Origin of the sequence: Streptococcus suis (genome assembly GCF_002960425.1) — a bacterium.
In the GTDB taxonomy this organism is placed as follows: domain Bacteria; phylum Bacillota; class Bacilli; order Lactobacillales; family Streptococcaceae; genus Streptococcus; species Streptococcus suis_S.
In genome coordinates this window covers 65,254-82,425 of record NZ_POIZ01000033.1, presented here as the reverse complement: position 1 = coordinate 82,425, position 17,172 = coordinate 65,254, and the positions used below count along the sequence as shown (strand labels likewise).

The 17,172-nt window shown below is 43.0% G+C and carries 14 protein-coding genes; 4 read left to right on the top strand and 10 right to left on the bottom strand.

The features are described 5' to 3' along the window. Positions 1 to 127: 127 nt before the first annotated feature. The 5 genes from C1G57_RS04275 to truA all read right to left on the bottom strand — a co-directional run bounded on the left by C1G57_RS04275 (position 128) and on the right by truA (position 3,182). Entirely contained in the window at positions 128 to 556 is a 429-nt protein-coding gene (locus C1G57_RS04275; protein WP_105113882.1) for an Rrf2 family transcriptional regulator, read from the bottom strand. A 106-nt stretch (positions 557 to 662) separates the two neighbouring features. Continuing rightward, positions 663 to 1,226: a TIGR01440 family protein gene (locus tag C1G57_RS04270; RefSeq protein ID WP_105113881.1), complete on the bottom strand. Its 564-nt coding sequence runs from the start codon at positions 1,224 to 1,226 to the stop codon at positions 663 to 665. Beyond that, positions 1,207 to 1,692: an ECF transporter S component gene (locus C1G57_RS04265; RefSeq protein WP_105113880.1), complete on the bottom strand. Its 486-nt coding sequence runs from the start codon at positions 1,690 to 1,692 to the stop codon at positions 1,207 to 1,209. The genes C1G57_RS04270 and C1G57_RS04265 overlap by 20 nt, the downstream gene beginning before the upstream one ends. Continuing rightward, positions 1,682 to 2,443 (bottom strand): bifunctional hydroxymethylpyrimidine kinase/phosphomethylpyrimidine kinase, encoded by a 762-nt coding sequence (locus C1G57_RS04260; protein ID WP_105113879.1) that lies wholly within the window; start codon positions 2,441 to 2,443, stop codon positions 1,682 to 1,684. Before C1G57_RS04260 ends, C1G57_RS04265 begins: the two co-directional genes overlap by 11 nt. Continuing rightward, positions 2,433 to 3,182 (bottom strand): tRNA pseudouridine(38-40) synthase TruA, encoded by a 750-nt coding sequence (gene truA / locus C1G57_RS04255; RefSeq protein ID WP_105113891.1) that lies wholly within the window; start codon positions 3,180 to 3,182, stop codon positions 2,433 to 2,435. The genes C1G57_RS04260 and truA overlap by 11 nt, the downstream gene beginning before the upstream one ends. A gap of 173 nt (positions 3,183 to 3,355) precedes the next feature. Between truA and C1G57_RS04250 the strand changes: the two genes are divergently transcribed. Further along, a complete protein-coding gene (locus C1G57_RS04250; protein WP_105113878.1) occupies positions 3,356 to 3,811 on the top strand; it encodes a Fur family transcriptional regulator in 456 nt (151 codons plus the stop codon). 145 nt (positions 3,812 to 3,956) lie between these two features. Continuing rightward, positions 3,957 to 5,825, top strand: coding sequence for a heavy metal translocating P-type ATPase (locus C1G57_RS04245; protein ID WP_105113877.1), 1,869 nt, complete (start codon positions 3,957 to 3,959; stop codon positions 5,823 to 5,825). Between the two features lie 50 nt (positions 5,826 to 5,875). On the opposite strand, the gene C1G57_RS11475 is transcribed toward C1G57_RS04245, so the two are convergent. The 4 genes from C1G57_RS11475 to C1G57_RS04230 all read right to left on the bottom strand — a co-directional run bounded on the left by C1G57_RS11475 (position 5,876) and on the right by C1G57_RS04230 (position 13,102). After that, complete coding sequence (locus tag C1G57_RS11475; protein WP_269088091.1) at positions 5,876 to 6,007, bottom strand: hypothetical protein; 132 nt, start codon at positions 6,005 to 6,007, stop codon at positions 5,876 to 5,878. 87 nt (positions 6,008 to 6,094) lie between these two features. Further along, the gene (locus tag C1G57_RS04240) at positions 6,095 to 7,582 is read right to left on the bottom strand and encodes a hypothetical protein (RefSeq protein ID WP_105113876.1); all 1,488 of its coding nucleotides are present in this window, start codon (positions 7,580 to 7,582) and stop codon (positions 6,095 to 6,097) included. Positions 7,583 to 7,931: 349 nt separating this feature from the next. Then, complete coding sequence (locus C1G57_RS04235) at positions 7,932 to 11,192, bottom strand: DEAD/DEAH box helicase family protein (protein WP_105113875.1); 3,261 nt, start codon at positions 11,190 to 11,192, stop codon at positions 7,932 to 7,934. Positions 11,193 to 11,242: 50 nt separating this feature from the next. Further along, positions 11,243 to 13,102 carry an Eco57I restriction-modification methylase domain-containing protein gene (locus C1G57_RS04230; RefSeq protein ID WP_105113874.1) on the bottom strand — a complete coding sequence of 620 codons (1,860 nt, stop codon included), beginning with the start codon at positions 13,100 to 13,102 and terminating at the stop codon, positions 11,243 to 11,245. Positions 13,103 to 13,557: 455 nt separating this feature from the next. Here C1G57_RS04230 and C1G57_RS04225 point away from each other — a divergent pair, with 455 nt between their 5' ends. Further along, positions 13,558 to 14,490: a hypothetical protein gene (locus C1G57_RS04225; protein WP_105113873.1), complete on the top strand. Its 933-nt coding sequence runs from the start codon at positions 13,558 to 13,560 to the stop codon at positions 14,488 to 14,490. Between the two features lie 586 nt (positions 14,491 to 15,076). Next, the gene (locus C1G57_RS11345; RefSeq protein WP_238595262.1) at positions 15,077 to 15,238 is read left to right on the top strand and encodes a hypothetical protein; all 162 of its coding nucleotides are present in this window, start codon (positions 15,077 to 15,079) and stop codon (positions 15,236 to 15,238) included. Between the two features lie 364 nt (positions 15,239 to 15,602). Here the strand turns inward: C1G57_RS11345 and C1G57_RS04210 are convergent, their stop codons facing one another. Then, entirely contained in the window at positions 15,603 to 17,036 is a 1,434-nt protein-coding gene (locus tag C1G57_RS04210) for an ATP-binding protein (RefSeq protein ID WP_105113872.1), read from the bottom strand. Between the last annotated feature and the right edge of the window lie 136 nt (positions 17,037 to 17,172).

The window sequence follows — 17,172 nt, the reverse complement described above, 5'->3', positions numbered from 1 at the left end:
AACATAGCGATTCTCCTTCTAAGCGTTCTCTTTATTCCTAACTCTATTATACTACTTTACATATGAAAAAGCCGTTAGAAATACAATTCTAACGACTTTGTCTTCAGTCTGAACTGACTTGTGAAAGTCAGTTGGATGTTTTTGCCTCTTGATACAAGTTGGCAATGACCTGGGCCAAGCTTTCTTGGGATAATCTGTCCTGCAAATCCTGCTCAATGGTCGCAAAGATTGGCTGGACAGCTCCTGCAATGTGCCGACCAACTGGGCAGGATTGATTGGCGTGTTGGTGCTGCTGAAAGAGCTGGATATGCGTGACTTCCTGGGTGGCATAGTAGATGTCCAGGAGGCTGATGTCCGCCGGATCCTTGCTCAACTCATAGCCAGCCTTGCCCTGCTGGGACTGGATGATGCCTGCATTCTTCAAGAGAGCGATGACCTTGCGGATATAACTGGCATTGGTACCGACGCTGGTTGCCAAGGCCTGCGACGTCATGACATCACTGCTCTCGCTAATCATGGCCAAGATATGCAGAGCTACTGAAAATTTGGTATCCATGGAAATCCTCCTTTTGAACTTGTATCAATCGCAAGAACAAGTTTAGCATAAAGAAATCTACTTGGCAAGGATTTTATTCAAAAAAATCACAACCTTCTGGCTGTGACTAATTTTTCCGTATCTGATCTTCCTGATACGCCGCACGGGCTCCGCCGATCAGTTTTGGTCGGCTGGCAAGGGCTGTAACATGGGCCTGACCGATTTCACGCAAGCTCGGTCTAATTGGCACTTGGACGTGCTTGATGTGCATCCCAATCGCCGTATCACCGATGTCCACACCCGCCTGAGCGGTGATAAATTCCACTTCGACTGGATCCTTCATATACTTGAAGGCTGCCAACTGCCCAGAGCCACCTGCATGAAGGGTGGGGAGGACATTGACCATTTCCAAATCTTTCTGGATAGCCAATTCCCGCTCCACTACCAAGGCACGATTGAGGTGCTCACAGCCTTGGACAGCTAGGAAAATGCCTTTTGGTGTCAAAATATCCAGAATGGTTTCAACAATCACCTCACCAACTTCTAGACTGGAATTTTTGCCAATATGCCCACCAATGACCTCACTAGAAGACAAACCTAGCACAAAAATCTGACCCTTTTGAAGATTGCTGAGTTCTAAAATCTCTTCGACAACTTGCTTAGTTTGGTCTTTAATTTCCTTTAATGACATGATTTACTGCACCAATTCTTTCTATTGCCTGAGCCAAGATATAACCTAGCACCAAACCAATTATGTTTTGCAGAGTATTGCTCATCAGACTTGTAACAGCATCAGCTACATTATACATGAAACTAGATGCCACAAAATAGCCACCAATCATGGAAAGACTGGCGAAAATGATGCCCAGAAAACGTTTCCTACCCGTCCATCCTGCAAAATAGCCCTGAGCCCCGTGGAAAAGCAAGCTGAAGAAAGCCCACTGGGGATAGCCCAACAAGAAGTCGATCAGAAGCCCTGACAAACCGCCGACAATGGCTCCCTCTTTCTTACCCAAGTAAAAGGCTGTAAAGAAAACTCCAACATCCAAGAGCGTCACAAAACCCGATGGGGTTGGCAAATGGAAGTGGGCCAAGACCAAGGTCAAGGCTGTCAAAATCGCTAATAATACTAGTTCTTGCGTCTTTTTATTTCTCATACTGAATTACCCCATATTGATCTGATTTTGAAATAGCTGTGTGAACAAAGTCCTTGGACAGTCGGACTGCCTCTAAAGTGTTTTGACCTAGCAAAAGCTGACTGGCAATACTGGACGCAAAGGTACAGCCTGCCCCCACATTGTTTTCTGAAAGCAGGGGCGACTTGAGCACCGCCACTTCCTGCCCGTCATAGTAAACATCGACAGCCTGTGAACCTCCCAAGCGGTTGCCCCCCTTGATAACCACCGCCTTGGCACCCAAGTCATAAAGCGCCACCGCCGCCTGCTCCATCTCTTCCACCGTTTGGATGTCTTTTTGGAGCAATAGCTGAGCTTCTGCCAGATTTGGCGTGAGGATGCTGACATAGGGAAGGAATTTCAAGAGTTCATCCCTCAGCTGGCTGACCTCGGTATCATGCGTTTCCTTGCAGACCAAGACCGGATCCAGCACCACCGGAATATCCTGATGAGCCTTGATAAACTCCAAGGCCTGCTCTGCTATGTCCACCGTCGGAAGCAAGCCAATCTTAATAGCTGAAAAGGGCACATCCTTCAAACTAGCCAACTGCTGGGCAAACACCGCCGCATTTGTCGGAATGACCTCGAACCCTTTTTCTGTCATAGCTGTCAAGCAGGTCACCGCCACAAAGCCATGCAGGCCATGGACTGTGTAAGTGGTCAGATCTGCATGGAGGCCGCCACCGCTGAAAATATCATTGCCCGAAAGTGCCAAAATATACTTAGTCTTCATAGATAATCTCCTTTAGATAGAGCCCATTGCCTGCCGCAGTTGGACCTGCCAAACCACGATCTTTTTCTGCCAAAATCCGCTTAATCTGCCCCACAGGCATCCGACCATTACCAATTTTCAGCAGGGTCCCGACCATATTCCGCACCTGCTTGTACAAAAAGCCATTGCCTGAAAAGGTAAAAATCAAGAACTGGCGCCGCTGGTCATACTCCATGGTCGCCGCCGTAATGGTCCGCACCTTGTCCTCGACCGAGGTCCCTGATGCCGTAAAGCCTGTGAAGTCATGGGTCCCCACCAGGTCCTGTATAGCTTCTTCTATCAAGCCCAAGTCCAAATCATAGGGATAGAAGGTCGCATAGTGGCGCATCATAGGATTCTTGGGTCGGCCAATGTCCACTAGAAATTCATAGGTCTTGCTGTGCTTGGCATAGCGGCAATGAAAATCATCCGCCACCTGCTCCACCTGGACCACATCAATGTCCTCAGGGGTTTGGGTATCTAGGGCAAAGCGGAGTTTCTCAGCATCTCGACTGCCAGCCAAGTCAAAGTGGATGACCTGACCGTAGGCATGTACTCCCGCATCTGTCCGACCCGCACCATGAACGATTACTGGCTGGCCACTATTCAATCTTACTAACGTCTTTTCGATTTCTTCCTGAACTGTACGAGCATGGGGCTGGCGCTGAAAACCAGAAAAATCATGTCCGTCGTAGGAAATAATTGCCTTATATCGTGTCATGGTCTGATTGTAGCACAAGCAAACTTGTAAAAACAAGCCTAGAAAGCGCAAACTGTCCTAGCACAGATGTTCGGTTCACCTATAGGATTGACATAGTTTAGGAAATACACTATAATGAAAGTAGCTATTGAAATTTAGAATTATTATTATTACCTACAGGAAAGGAGGTAAGCATGACCCATCATCATAGTAGTGACCACCAGGCTGATTTTGACCATGTCATTCAACACCTTAAAGAAAAAGGAGTTCGGATCACTTCGACCCGCAAGGCCGTTGTCGCCTATATCATTGAAAGTGACGACCACCCAAGTGCTGAAATGATTTATCAGGATCTTCTACCAGACTATCCAAGCATGAGTCTGGCTACTGTTTACAATAATTTAAAACTTCTTCTGGAAGAAGGTTTTGTAACAGAGATCAAACGAACCAACGATAATACGACCTATTATGACTTTATGGGACATGATCACCTCAATATCATTTGCGAAGTCTGCGGAAAAATCACAGACTTCATGGACATTGAACTTCCTAGCCTGAAAAAAGAAGCTCAAAGTCAAACAGGCTATAAAGTAACCAAAGAAGTCCTATCTATCTATGGTATTTGTCCTGAGTGCCAATCTAATGAATAGTAGAATAGCAGAGCGAAATGATTCGCTCTTTTTTTGTTCCTTGGAATTTTCTGAAAAATCTTATTTAGAATTATTATAAATAATCTTGACATTTTAATTATAATTGTTATAATTAAACTATAGAAAGATATTTCGAGGAAGATTTATGACACTGACACAACAATTTAAACAAAATAGCCACGTTATCACGACCGCTCTCTGCCTAGTATTTATCCTAGTAGGAATTCTCCTGCTACAGACTGGACAGGGATGGGCACCTATCCTCTTCATTCTAGCCTTCATTATCGGGGGCTATCAGTCCGCCAAGGAAGGTCTGACTGAGCTATTTTTTGATAAGCACCTGTCTGTCGACCTGCTCATGATTTTGGCTGCTATCGGTTCTGGACTGATCGGCTACTGGATGGAGGGGGCTCTACTCATCTTCATCTTCTCCCTTTCTTCTACTCTAGAAGAATTGGCCATGGAGAAAAGCAAGAATGCTATCGCTGCTTTGATGAACATGACCCCTCCAACGGCTCGCAAAATAGAGGAAAATGGTGACATTACTGTCTTAGACACCGCAGCCATCCGCATCGGTGACCTCCTACAAGTTCGCAAGGGCGACACGGTCCCACTAGATGCCACTCTCATCAGTGAGCAATCAATCTTTGATGAGTCCATGATTACAGGTGAGCCGCTTCCTGCGGAAAAAGCAGCTGGTGCGGCTGTTATCGGCGGAACCATTAACCAAGGCCCAACTGTGACCGTTCAAGTTACAGCTGAAAAAGGCGACGCCCTCTTCGATAAAATCGTCCAAATGGTTGAAAATGCCCAAGAATCCAAATCAAAAACGGCGACTTTTATTGAAAATATGGAAGATACCTATGTCAAGGTTGTTTTGGTGGTGGTGCCGCTCTTTATCCTCTTTGCTCATTTTGCTTTGGCTTGGGACTGGTTGACTGCCTTCTACCGTGGTATGATTCTCTTGACCATTGCTTCTCCATGTGCGCTTGTGGCTTCTTCTTCACCGGCGACACTTTCTGCTATCAGCCGTGCGGCACGCAAGGGCATGATTATCAAGGGCGGTGATATTGCGGATAAGATCGCCAATCTAGAGACCATCGTCTTTGACAAGACCGGTACCCTGACCATTGGTAAACCTGAGGTTGTAGGAGCAAGCTATCTTGGCGATGAAGAGCTTATCAAGCAGGTTGTTCAGGCAGTTGAAAAACAATCAAGCCATCCGATCGCCCAGGCTCTCTTGACCTATACGGCTGACAGCTCTGCTATTGCCCTCCAAAGCCTAGAAGACGTGACCGGAAAAGGCTTGGTGGCGGGCTATGAGGGCGATAGCTGGAAAATCGGTAAGGCAGGCTTTGTAGTAGACAGCCTGGTAAGTCCGCTGTCTGCTGACTTGCTGGTACAGATCGATGAGGCGGAAAGCACTGGGAAAACCCTGGTCTATGTCAGCCAAAATAATGTGCTGGCAGCGATTTTCATGGTGGAAGATAGTTTGAAAACTGAGAGCAAGCAGCTGATTGCCCAGTTGAAAGAGATGGGCGTAACGCCAATTCTCCTGACGGGCGACCAAGAAAAGACAGCTCGTTACGTGGCGAGTCAGGTCGGTATTGACCGTGTGATTGCCAACTGCCTGCCTACGGACAAGGCTTCTGTTATCCAAGAACTGCAAACCGAGTTTGCGTCTGTCGGTATGGTAGGTGACGGTATCAACGATGCTCCTGCTCTTGCTCAAGCCAATGTCAGCTATGCCATGGGAAGCGGAACAGACATCGCTATGGAGTCAGCCGACATCGTGCTCATGGAAGATTTGACACGGATTCCTTACTCTATTCGCCTTTCTAAGAAAATGCGGGGCATCATCAAGCAAAATATCATCTTTGCCCTGTCTGTCATCGCCCTTCTCATCATCTCTAACCTCTTCCAGTCTATCAACCTACCGCTCGGCGTGGTCGGCCACGAAGGATCCACGATTTTGGTGATTTTGAACGGGTTGAGATTACTGTATTTTAAATAGCAAAATAGGCTGGGCTCAAGTCCAGCCTATTCTTATTGCAACAATTTAAATCACACATTGTACCAGATAGAAATATCCTCATCGGATCTATAGCGTTTCCAAGCAACCGAAAAACCGAATAACTGTTTAAAATCTTCAATCCAGTCACAGTAATAGGGGATCCCTAAGATATCTTCATCCATTTCATTCTCATAGTAGGAATAGGGATGAGCTACAATTCCAATATCATAATCACCAACCTGCCAATTATTCCCATACTGGTGCTCACCTCATAAGTTATCAATCAATCTGGCTTTTCTAAGGTCAATATCTGTGCAAATCGTTAAACGCTTAAAGTCAACAACATTCGTATCAAAAGGTTTCATATGGTAAGAACCTTTCACAAAATATTTATCATCTGATTTTGGATAGCAGGATACAATGGACATTTTTATCGGTTGTCCATTTAATTCCAACCAGAAATTGCCGACTGGAGTTTTCAAGAGGTCATAGGCTATCGATGGATCCGTTGGAATTTTTTTCTCAGACAAGTCACAAATAGTACCGGTTGCCAGTAAATTCTTCATTGTTTCCGCAATTACTTCTGACCACTCTCTTGATTTTCCTAGTACGGTTTTTATTTTATCCAACGGATAGGGAGGATGGTCTGCTGGAGCCGTAAAGATATCCACTACCTGAACATCTTTTTTAACAGCTTGTGTTCCGGCCGTAACTTCCACCCAATCTCCCTTATTTATGGTTTGGTCGGGACAATAATAGGAATACAGCTTGCCACCATTCACAAATTGAACCTGGCAAAACCGCAATATTTTATTGGGTTTCCACAAAAGTTCTGGCTCAAGAGGACGTTTTTCAAAGTAGCCCACCTCGTCATCATACCACCATTCATCCGTCAACCAGAGATTGCAATAGGGACAGCAATAGTCATCATAATCTTCTAAATAACATTTATTTCTACCACAAGTTGGACAAGACTTCCCCTCTTTATCGATAAAACCATCTAACTCGACACCATTGATGTAGAGACTGTTGCCGTCCTCTGGTTCGGATACATGTGTTTCAACAGAATGGTCAGCATGGCTCAACCAATCATTTAAGGATTGACCTGCTATACTGTAGATTACTACTTCATCCCATCTTTCTCTCAAGGACTTTCCATCAAACAACAGGGAAGAGAATAATGTGGCAGAACTCGTAAACCTTCTTTCATCCGTATGCTTGTTTTCCCTTATCCAATATGGTTGCTCCGCCTCTTTTGAATAACCAAAGGAACGGAGCATATCCACATCATCTGTTTCAAAAGAAAAATTGATTTCTCCAGGCATCATCCCCGCTTCAAATTCTTGTAAGAAATAATCATACTGCAAACGAGTAATGGCTGTGTGCCCTTCTGTAGTCGGTTTATGGGGAATTCCCAACGTAAAACTTTCTGCTGAGAAGGCAAAATAGCCATTCACAAGCTGAAATTGGAAAGTAGTGCCATCATATAAAACTTCATAAATCCACCACCTTGAAAGCCCATCCATGTCTTGCATTCTAAAGTCTGTCACCCCATGACACTCTAAATCCCAAACCTGGGCCGGTTCATTAGAGGGACTTTCTACTAAACAATCCTCTTCAATGGTCAAGCGTAGGCTAGCTGACATGCTATCATAGGAGAAGGAACCAATCAAATCATCATGAAAATGGCTAATAGACGATAAATAGTCAGCCAACTGTCCAGGATTAGTAATGTAGCGTATTCTTTTTGTCCACATAGAACTTACCCCTCTCCTTACTAGCTTTAGTATAGCACTTTGTTAGAGAAAAGCCTGCCAATATGACAAGCTTTCATATATAGTCTTTTAGTTTGCCTTTAGTACTAGGCAACGAGCCGCAGGCATAACTCAATGCTTTCTTGTTTCTAGGCATTGACTAGCTGAGGTACTTCGCTTTTTTGTTTTCAGGCTCAGGTACGAATAGTCCACCGGACTATTCGTATCCCCCAGACTGTTTCAATCAGGCAAGGCGAGTTCAAACAATCCAGTGGAGTGTTTGAAGTTGGAAATAAGGAAACGACGTTTCCTCGATCGTCGAAGTAATAAAAGAAAAACTAAATGATGATAATTATCCCAAAGAAGCATCAATCACGTCCTGCATCTTGCCTTCCTTGGCATAAGGAACAGTGTCCACTTGCAGGAAGTTTTTCCGACTAATGGTGTCTGGCAGGCTGCCGAAGATAAACTCTAAAGCAATCTTATGAATGATAGCCGTGGGTGCAAAGCCATAGACCTGCTTTTCCAAGATATGTTTGAGCCGTTCATTCCCATCAGGATAGGCTGCCTGTAAGCCTTGGCTATTGTAGAGACGCTTAACTAATTCCGTGATATACAAACCCGACTTCATATAGAGGTCAATAAAGGTCTTAGTCGGATCATCAAAGATACCAGGATTTTCCTTTTCCAACTCATCCACCATTTTCTGAACTACCTTCTTCGGTGTGAAGATTTGGTTGGTCTTTTGAGGTGGAATATAGTCAAAGATGTCTTCTGTCCTATCTTCAAAATAGTTTGCCAGCTCTGCTTTTTTCCGTAAAAATTCCTGAATAGCCTGATCGAAGGTCGGCTGGTCAAAGAGGTGTCCAGCAAATTCAGGACAGCCATCACGCAGGTAGCGGAATTGATTTAGATTGATACCTGTCACCTCGACAAAGACCTCATCTGGCACATAGGTGTCAAAGTTAGCTAGGGTCAACTGCTCATCTCCATAAGCCATGATGAAGCTTGGAATGGTCCGTGCAAAGCCACGCAAATGCCCACGAATCTCCTCCTCAGCCTGAGCAAGGGTACGCTGACGCTGCTTGACTTCCTGTTGCTCGACCAAATCACGAGGCAATTCCTGTACCTTTTCCGCCAGGCGCTGACGCAATTCTGCCTGATGGGCTTCATGCGCTTCTACTTGCTTGGCTTGATAAGCCTGCTCCAGCTCCTCTTTTTGTTGGTCATCTATCGTTTCCTTCAAGGCTTCTTGGAACTCTTGCTCCAAGTAAGCTTGTTGGATGTCAAATTCTTTTTCGCTTCGTTGGATGACCGTTTCAATCTCGGTATGAATCTGTTTCTCCAGTTGCTTGCTCTCACGATTAGTCAAATCATAGCCAGCTGTCAGCTCTTCAACCAAGGTAGCTGACACTTCTTTCTGAACCGTTTTGACAAAGGTCTTATCGACAGTCTCCATCTGGTCAACCATCTCTTCCACTGTATCCAACAAGTCATAGACTTTGGTCCCAAAGAGGACTTCCTGACGGTTGATGACCAACTCCTCAGCCACCTGAACCTGACCTTCTTCATCCACTTCAATATCTGGAAATTCCAGCGTATCTGGAGCTTGACTGATTTTCCCTTGTTGCTCCACAGGGAGTTCGTCCAAGATGTCCAAGACCATCTGACTGGCACGGAAAATACCTGCAATATTATCAAAAAGGAAGTTGGACATAAAGCCCCGCTTAATGACCTCTGCTGCACGAATCTGGCTTGGAATAGTCATGACTGCCTGAGCGTCAATTTCCACCATCTTACCTTCTCTGTCTTCTGCGATAACAGGGAAGAAGTTAAGCAGGTTACGGATATTGTCCTCTCTGGTCTGACTAGTACCTGCACCGCCTGCTGTTGCTAAGCTGAGATTGTTGGCAAAGTCGCTAAAGAGTGACAAGGTGCGCTCTGGAGCAAAATCGAAGACATAGGCTCGTTCTTTGCGGTAGACCTTGTCTCCTTCTACCCAACTGTAAGGATTCTGAGCACGAAAGGCGGCCTGCATATAGAGAGCCGGAGACTGAAGGTTGCTCAACATCAAGACCGCTGTCCACTCTGGTATGGTCACACCAGTCGTCAGCTGACCGACAGATAGGGTAATGGTGTAGTCATGTTCAGCTATGGCCTTTCTGACTAGGTCCAGAGATTTGCCGACAGCTTCTTGGTCCTCACTTTCGCGTTGACTGGTTGATCCTGCTGCTAGCACAATCTTATAGCGGTCAAAGGTAGGATGGTCTTCCAATAATTCCTTCAAAGCCTTGGCAGAAGCAACACGGTCCAAAAGCCAAAAGCTGTGCTTGATTTCTCGGCGTAATTCCCTGGTTGAAAATGGGTATTTTTCATTGGAAGTCAGGGTATTCAACCACTCTTTGACTTCCCTTTCATGGATAAACTTGCCAGATTCATTGGTCGCGAAAAATTCATTGAGATCAAAGGCAAAATCAACCGTTTCACTGCCAAAATCCGCACCAGCACTGACTCTATCCGTAATCATTTTGGACATCTGATAGGTGAACATGTTGAGCTGAGGAAGACTTTCATAAGGATTTTCTTGCTCAGAGGTCGCTAGCCAATTCTGCTTGGCAGCCTGCTCATCCGCATAGGACCAGTTGTAAATCTGGTCTTCTGTAAACTTACCCTTAGCCAGGGCTTTAAAAGGCGTTCCTGACAGATGGAGGGTGAAGTTGCGCTGGATTTGGTTAAAGGCAATATCTGTTTTGAGGGTATCAATTCCCTCATGGGCCTCGTCAATGACCAGCAAGTCCCACTGGGTCTGGCCTACCCACTGAAGCTTATCATAGCCGCCACCAAAGTACTTGGAACCCTTGAGGTCTTGGAGACTTAAAAATGCAATTTCCCGAGCATCTTCCTCAGTGAAAAGGAGTTTTTTGAAATCCTCCCGAGATAAGGTCGGTCTGCCTCGGAGGGAATCCGACTCAGAAACGAACTTGTAAGAAGTTGAACCTGCAATAAACTTATGAAAATCATCAAACCAGGAATTGGCGATAGCTGGGCGGTTGGTCACAATCAGGACACGGTCGCAATTGAGGCGTTTAACCAAGTCATAGGTTGCCAGGGTCTTGCCAAAGCGCGGCTTGGCATTCCAAAGAAACTCCCTCTTGCGGGCATCATGGTTGGAGGCTACATAGGCCAAGGTCTGCTGGACAGCTTCTTCCTGCTCCTGTCTGAGTTGGTAATCCACCTGCTCCCCAGGCTGGTAACCTGAAACATCATGACGGACAAACTTGTCAAACAAATGACTGGCCTTTTCAGGATGACCATTGAAATAGAACCATTCCGTCTTTGGACGGCGTTCAATGGCATGGAAGTTCAAAAACTGGTGAAAATCGTGGTCTTTAAAAGGCTTGCCCTTGTCTGGCTCTTCGATATACTTGGCCTCTTCTTGCCACAAAATAGACGGCTCAATCCCCGCCGTATGGGTCTGCTCCTTAATCCTCTGCTCCACCTGACGTTCCGTATAGCCAATCTTAATCCAGCCCTCATTGTTGGTCACATGGGGTGTGGTGTAGGCATAGATTTTCGGAGAAATCTCTTCTGAAGTTTTAATCAAAACGGACATCGATTACCTGCTTCCCTTTCTCTAGCATTTCATATCGTAACGAACGAGGACTAATCCATGGCTTTCACTTTGGACTCGATAAAGTCAATCTCTTCCTGAGAAAGACCGTATTTTTTATACAACTGGGCGTCAATCTCCGCCACCGACTGGGACCAGTCGATATCCGAGCTTGACGTAAAATCTTGGAGAGGGACGTACTTCCAAGTTCCTCTTTTATTATCCTGAGTTATTTTTAACACTCCTAGTAAAGTACGTGCGAATTTTGATTTTATATATTTTAATAGAGACTGGCACTCCTCAAGGGTATCTAATTTGCCAATAGATATAAATGTTTGTGTGTGACCCACGAGTGGGGTCGATAGAACTTCGCCTATCGCCCCACTTCCATTGGACTTTGGAAGTAAGACTTTAAATTTGTCAAAGTTATCAGGTCCCTTAACATATTTTTTAGATATCCATTTATATGTTCTTTCATTGTTCAATCGTCCGATTAACTGAATTGAATCCTCAAATGGTTCATCTTGTAAAATACCTTGTAATTTATCAAATATATTGGTAGTTAAGTCAAATTTATGCCCCTTACTCAACGTTGATTCAATTTCTGGAAAATCACTATGTAATTGAGGTGTTAACTTATAACTTTCCGGTGAGTAAACAAAATCACTCAATGAAATAAAATCTTTATTTGAATACACCTTTCTATAAATAGAATTCAATTCATCAAATGCCGTAAACGTTCCAATTGCTCCAAAGGTTTGTGCATTATCGTGATAAGTAATAGCTACGCCGCCTTTAATATCAGTACCTGAAAAAACTTTTGAAGAATCCTGTTTATAGTATGATACTTTCAGATGCTCATCTGCAAGCATTTTTTGATTCCATGCTTTTGGTGTCTTTCCAGCATTAAAGAGAAATCGTGCTGGAGTAATAAGGATAGATTTATCACCAATTTTATATGATTCATCCATAAAATAATTATAAATAGGCTTATCGCTTGTACCTTCCAATTCCTCCTGATACGGTGGGTTTCCAATTACAACATCAAATTTCATAGGTTTTTCTCCCTGTGATAGACGCTCAAAATCTATCAACTCATTTGTTTTCCAATCTTTGATTTGTGCCTTTTGGGGCTGGCTGGTCTGCTCTGCTATTTCCTCAAAAAGGCTAAGCTGAACGGCATCTCCCGCTTGCTGGGAGTAGGGGACAGTGTAGGATAGACCGTCCATCTGCAGGACATTATAGGAAATAATCTGGGCAATGGTCTGTTTCTGGCTGGGGCTTGGCTCCTGGGAAAACTTGGCCTGATAGTAGTCTGTGAAGCTAGCAAAGAGGTTTTCACGCGCCAAGAGGAGGGAATCCCCCTGAAACTCGTAGCCGTAGGCGTTCTGGTAGGCCGTCACTGCCCCTTGGAACCAGGATTTTTCATCATGGACTTCCTGGGACAGGCGGTGGAGCTTGCGGTCCAAAAAGCCGACCCGCTCTTCTAGGGCTAGGGCTTGTCCCGTCACGGTGTCGTAGCGAGAGACCATGTAGGGCGCTTCTCCACAGGTGATTTCCAACCATTTGAGGTTGAGGTAGGCTTCTAGGTCAAGGGCTTGGTAGTCTTGGTCAACGGCATCCACTTGCTCCTTGACCAACCAGGTCGGTGTGAAGACTTCGGCCCGAACCTTGGTACGGTCTTTTTGCTCGTACTTGGACTTTTCAGAGCGTGGCTGGATCAGATTGGCATAAGGTCCCGTTACCTTACTAGGAGTGATTCGGTCATAGACCCCGAACCCTTTTCCCAATAACTCATAGGAATGGGTCGCCCAAACGATGGACTTGTTGGTCGTTCGGTCTTTCAAGAGGGTCCTCAGAAGACCAGAGGACTCTCTCGCTAATGTTTCTTCACTAATATCTATGGTCGTCATAAGGCACCTTTTCTTCTTATTTGCTTTCTATTATACCATTTCTTTACAAGTAATAAAATCGTTTTCAGTTGAAAAATATCGACATTATCTTTATGGCTATAAAATAATTCATCTAAAGTTTCTGAAATAATCTGCTGAAATGTGAAGATATAATCTCATTATCAGCGCCCTCCACCAGATTCTATATATTGTGCTTTTTGCTTCTTTTTTTCTTTAAATGTACAAAATATAGTACTTATATATTGACTTATTTAATTGTGTAGGCTATACTAAAAACATGGAAAAAGATTGTAGACGGCCATCTACAATCTTTCACACAATGAACGAATCAGAGTCTTTTGAACTGACACTATTCTCAAATTTTCTATTAAAACTATAACAGTTTCTATTTAGATTGTAAAGTAAGACTCCTTCATTCATTGTTTCCAAATATTTATAATAAAGGAGTTCTGCCATTGACAAATGGAACATTAACAGAAAAAAAACACTATGAACTTGACTTTGTGAATATATCTTGCAGTCAAGATTATAAACTATTTTTGGATCCGACAAAGTTGTATTCACAGCATCTACATCCTATTTTTAAGGATGGCGTCCAGAAACTTCATTCATTTTTGTTAGAAGTTTATCGAGTATATATGGAGGAAGGAGAGAATGAAGTTCGGAAACTACTGCGTTACTCTTCCGAATGCAATTTTATACACTTAGGTTACTCTTCAAAAGGTTCAAAGGGAACCGGGGCTTCTGAGGAAATGTTGTTTGATTTTTTTAAGAAAATCATTGAGTTTGGAACCAAAGAACGCGAAATTTTGCTACATCCTGCCTCAATCGCAATTTTTGTACCAAAATTCGCGGAAGATAGGACATCAGACTTTCTTGTAAGTATTTTGAAAAAAGAGATTGTAGAGTACACTTTAGAGCAAGCCACTATTCACAATTTCAATATTGAAGAAACAGAGTACAACTTCGGCCACTATTGGGATTTTAAGTCACTTAGTTGGAAGAGAATCAAAAACTATTATGTAGCTTCTGAACAAGGAAAGCCCATCTTATTAGTACCAAAGTGTCTTGTTTCAGAAAAATACAAATTCTCCACTGCAGATTTTGTCAAAAAGATAATATTCCCCATCAAAAAGGAGTCAGAGCGATACCAAGGTATAAATGGATTTTACAAAAATGGCGCCCCAAAACCTGCTACCCAGAAACAACTTATTGATGGTGAAATACGCTCTCCATATAGCAACCGCCCCAATAAATGGAAGACCTATGCCATGGACCAACTAATGAAAAATCATAATTGGTATTCTGAGTATTTCCAAAATATGAACAAGTTCGCCGACAATCATGTCATTCCAGATGAGGTGCTGGATAGGATTACAAATAGCTAGATCTCACCAACAAAAGAATAGTGTCTACCTCTCATTGTGGGAGGTTTTTCATTTTTCCAAAATTCCAGCATAGCACTTATGCTTTCTGCCTCATCCCAAACATTTGGCTACGATTCAAAAAATAAATGCACAAGGAAGTAATATAGATTTGTTTCTAAATTGCTGAAACATTGATCAATTCTTAAATTCAAAATTATGCTAATTTACTCTTATTATAGCTTTCTTTTCTATTTCCGATTTTGAGTCTCTAACTCTCAACGACACCCTGACAACTCAAATTTATGTCAACACCTCAAACGTCATTCCAACGGCAGTCGGAGAATTTGCCTTAGACTCTCTTAAGCAATAAGGTAAATTTTGAGGTGAACTTTTCAAAAAACCACGAAAAGCACCCATGAGGTAAACTCTTGAGTGCTTTGAAACGTTGATATATCGCAGTATATTAACTTGTGAAGCCTTACGAGCTTTCTTAAGATCTGGTTGTTTACCTTATTCTTGATTCTAGAAAATGTACCAACCAAAAGTATTCACTTTATTTTTTGCACATACCATTATAGTGTATTTACAAAATTGGGAGGCATACCCAATGAATTTTCCATTGAATAGCAGTGCTACAAAAGTTTGTAAAGAGGAGCTGTGTGTAGAAACTAGCATTCTCAAAACTGAGCCAACTGTTGACTTTGACAAAGAATTAGAAAATGCTATGAACCAATATGATGAACTATTGAAAGAATTGGTGGATAAATGATTTTTCTACCTACGCGCATTTGACATATTCACAGCCGAGCCTTGAAATAAAGCCTAAAATGAAAAAAGTGGTTATCACTTGATTGTTGATAGCCACTTTTCTGCGTTCTACTGCGTTCTACTGTTTTCTACTGTTTTCTACTGTTTCCTACTGTTTCCTACTGTTTCCTACTGTTTCCTACTGTTTCCTACTGTTTCCTACTGTTTCCTACTGTTTCCTACTGTTTCCTACTGTTTCCTACTGTTTCCTACTGTTTCCTACTGTTTCCTACTGTTTCCTACTGTTTCCTACTGTTTCCTACTGTTTCCTACTGTTTCCTACTGTTTCCTACTGTTTCCTACTGTTTCCTTTCTAAAAGAATAAACTATTTTTTCATCAATGTATAGTATTGATTTTTATCATTTTTATTTGACCCATACCAAATAACAATACCTAGTTCTTGTAATTTTTTAAACGTTTTAACAATATATTTCCTGCTCCTACCTGTAAGCTCAATGGCTTTTGCTGTTGTCATTCTCTCGCCTGAGTTATACATATAGTGGATAATCAGTTGCTCATCTGCTGTTAATCCATCAAAATCAGAGAACTGTTTTTCCAAGCTGTCTCGTGTGCGCAGATGTCGGCTGACAATGTTGTTCTCAAGCGTCAGTACAACCTTATTCCCAGGTTCTGAATATTTTGGTTCATGGAGAAAAGCAGATTCCATCTCAGAATAGATACGCTTCACCCCTTCATTCATCTCACGAACCCAACCAAACTCTGTCAGAGTTCTGGCAATGCGAGGGTTTCTCGAAAAACGTTCATGCTTGATGTTTTCAACTGTTACGATATTAGGCAATTTCCCTGGACTATGGATTTCTAAGCGGTCATCAAACATAAGGACACGAATGTGATCTCCATAGACAGAATAATCACGGTGAGTTACGGCATTGACAACACCTTCAAACCAAGCAAATTCAGGATATTCAGGCAAAATCTGGAATTGACCATCATTATCAAGATACTGAAATTCGCGAAGCTGAGTACGGATAAAATCTCGAACCTTGATAATCAAGGTAGGCAAAGCATCATCAAAAGTCACTTCCTTAATAACATTAAAACTACTTCCAGTCCCCATATCGGTACCATCAAACCGTTGAAAACGAACACGCGCTTGAGGGAAGAAAGCCGAAGGATACTTTCCAAAAAGTAAAATAGCAGCTTTAGTCAATTTTCCATTAACCAAAAAACGCCTAGCTTTGAGAATTTCCTCTGTGGAGCGCTCTGATAAATCAAAGTGACTTTTGAAATCCTGTACGATAGATTCATCAATATCTTCCAGACTGGCGTCTGGCACCACTTCATCTTCAAAGAAACGTTGTCCCTTGTCATAGCTGAGCTGAATGCGTTGCGCGTAGCTCAACTTGACTGTTTCATCACCCTGACGAAGATAAACCTCATCATTTGGCGCTGCAATCACACGATTTGACGACAATTCAACTGAGATAACCAAAATTAAATCATCCTCACCCTTATGATTAACCACAGGGATTTCCTCAAAAGATAGATCCAAAGGAGTCTCACGCATCTCACGGTCAATCTTTTTGAAATCGTCTATGGGATAAGCCCTGCCGTCCTTGAAACCAGTGATAATGTTATCCTGCTTCTCATCTTCAATACCAATCACCAACTGACCACCATCCGCATTTGCAAAAGCAATCAGGTGTTTGAGAAGTTCAGACGGTTTCTTTCTAGCTGATTTTCTATCCAAGTATTGGCTTTCCTTTGCTGTTTGCCAGTGTGACACATTTTTATACATATCCATCTCCTATAGTATTCCTAGTTTTATTATAGCACAGTTCTACTCCTTTAATCAGAAAATACTATTTGTGACCTGGCCACCTGACTTTATACTTAAAAACCGCAAAAAAGACATCCAAGAAGTAATTCTTGAA

Excerpts from the sequence above, each read along its gene's own strand:
- C1G57_RS04275 (WP_105113882.1), bottom strand. The coding sequence starts at position 556 with ATGGATACCAAATTTTCAGTAGCTCTGCATATCTTGGCCATGATTAGC.
- C1G57_RS04270 (WP_105113881.1), bottom strand. The coding sequence starts at position 1,226 with ATGTCATTAAAGGAAATTAAAGACCAAACTAAGCAAGTTGTCGAAGAG.
- C1G57_RS04265 (WP_105113880.1), bottom strand. The coding sequence starts at position 1,692 with ATGAGAAATAAAAAGACGCAAGAACTAGTATTATTAGCGATTTTGACA.
- C1G57_RS04260 (WP_105113879.1), bottom strand. The coding sequence starts at position 2,443 with ATGAAGACTAAGTATATTTTGGCACTTTCGGGCAATGATATTTTCAGC.
- truA (WP_105113891.1), bottom strand. The coding sequence starts at position 3,182 with ATGACACGATATAAGGCAATTATTTCCTACGACGGACATGATTTTTCT.
- C1G57_RS04250 (WP_105113878.1), top strand. The coding sequence starts at position 3,356 with ATGACCCATCATCATAGTAGTGACCACCAGGCTGATTTTGACCATGTC.
- C1G57_RS04245 (WP_105113877.1), top strand. The coding sequence starts at position 3,957 with ATGACACTGACACAACAATTTAAACAAAATAGCCACGTTATCACGACC.
- C1G57_RS11475 (WP_269088091.1), bottom strand. The coding sequence starts at position 6,007 with ATGGATGAAGATATCTTAGGGATCCCCTATTACTGTGACTGGATTGAA.
- C1G57_RS04240 (WP_105113876.1), bottom strand. The coding sequence starts at position 7,582 with ATGTGGACAAAAAGAATACGCTACATTACTAATCCTGGACAGTTGGCT.
- C1G57_RS04235 (WP_105113875.1), bottom strand. The coding sequence starts at position 11,192 with ATGTCCGTTTTGATTAAAACTTCAGAAGAGATTTCTCCGAAAATCTAT.
- C1G57_RS04230 (WP_105113874.1), bottom strand. The coding sequence starts at position 13,102 with ATGACGACCATAGATATTAGTGAAGAAACATTAGCGAGAGAGTCCTCT.
- C1G57_RS11345 (WP_238595262.1), top strand. The coding sequence starts at position 15,077 with ATGAATTTTCCATTGAATAGCAGTGCTACAAAAGTTTGTAAAGAGGAG.
- C1G57_RS04210 (WP_105113872.1), bottom strand. The coding sequence starts at position 17,036 with ATGTATAAAAATGTGTCACACTGGCAAACAGCAAAGGAAAGCCAATAC.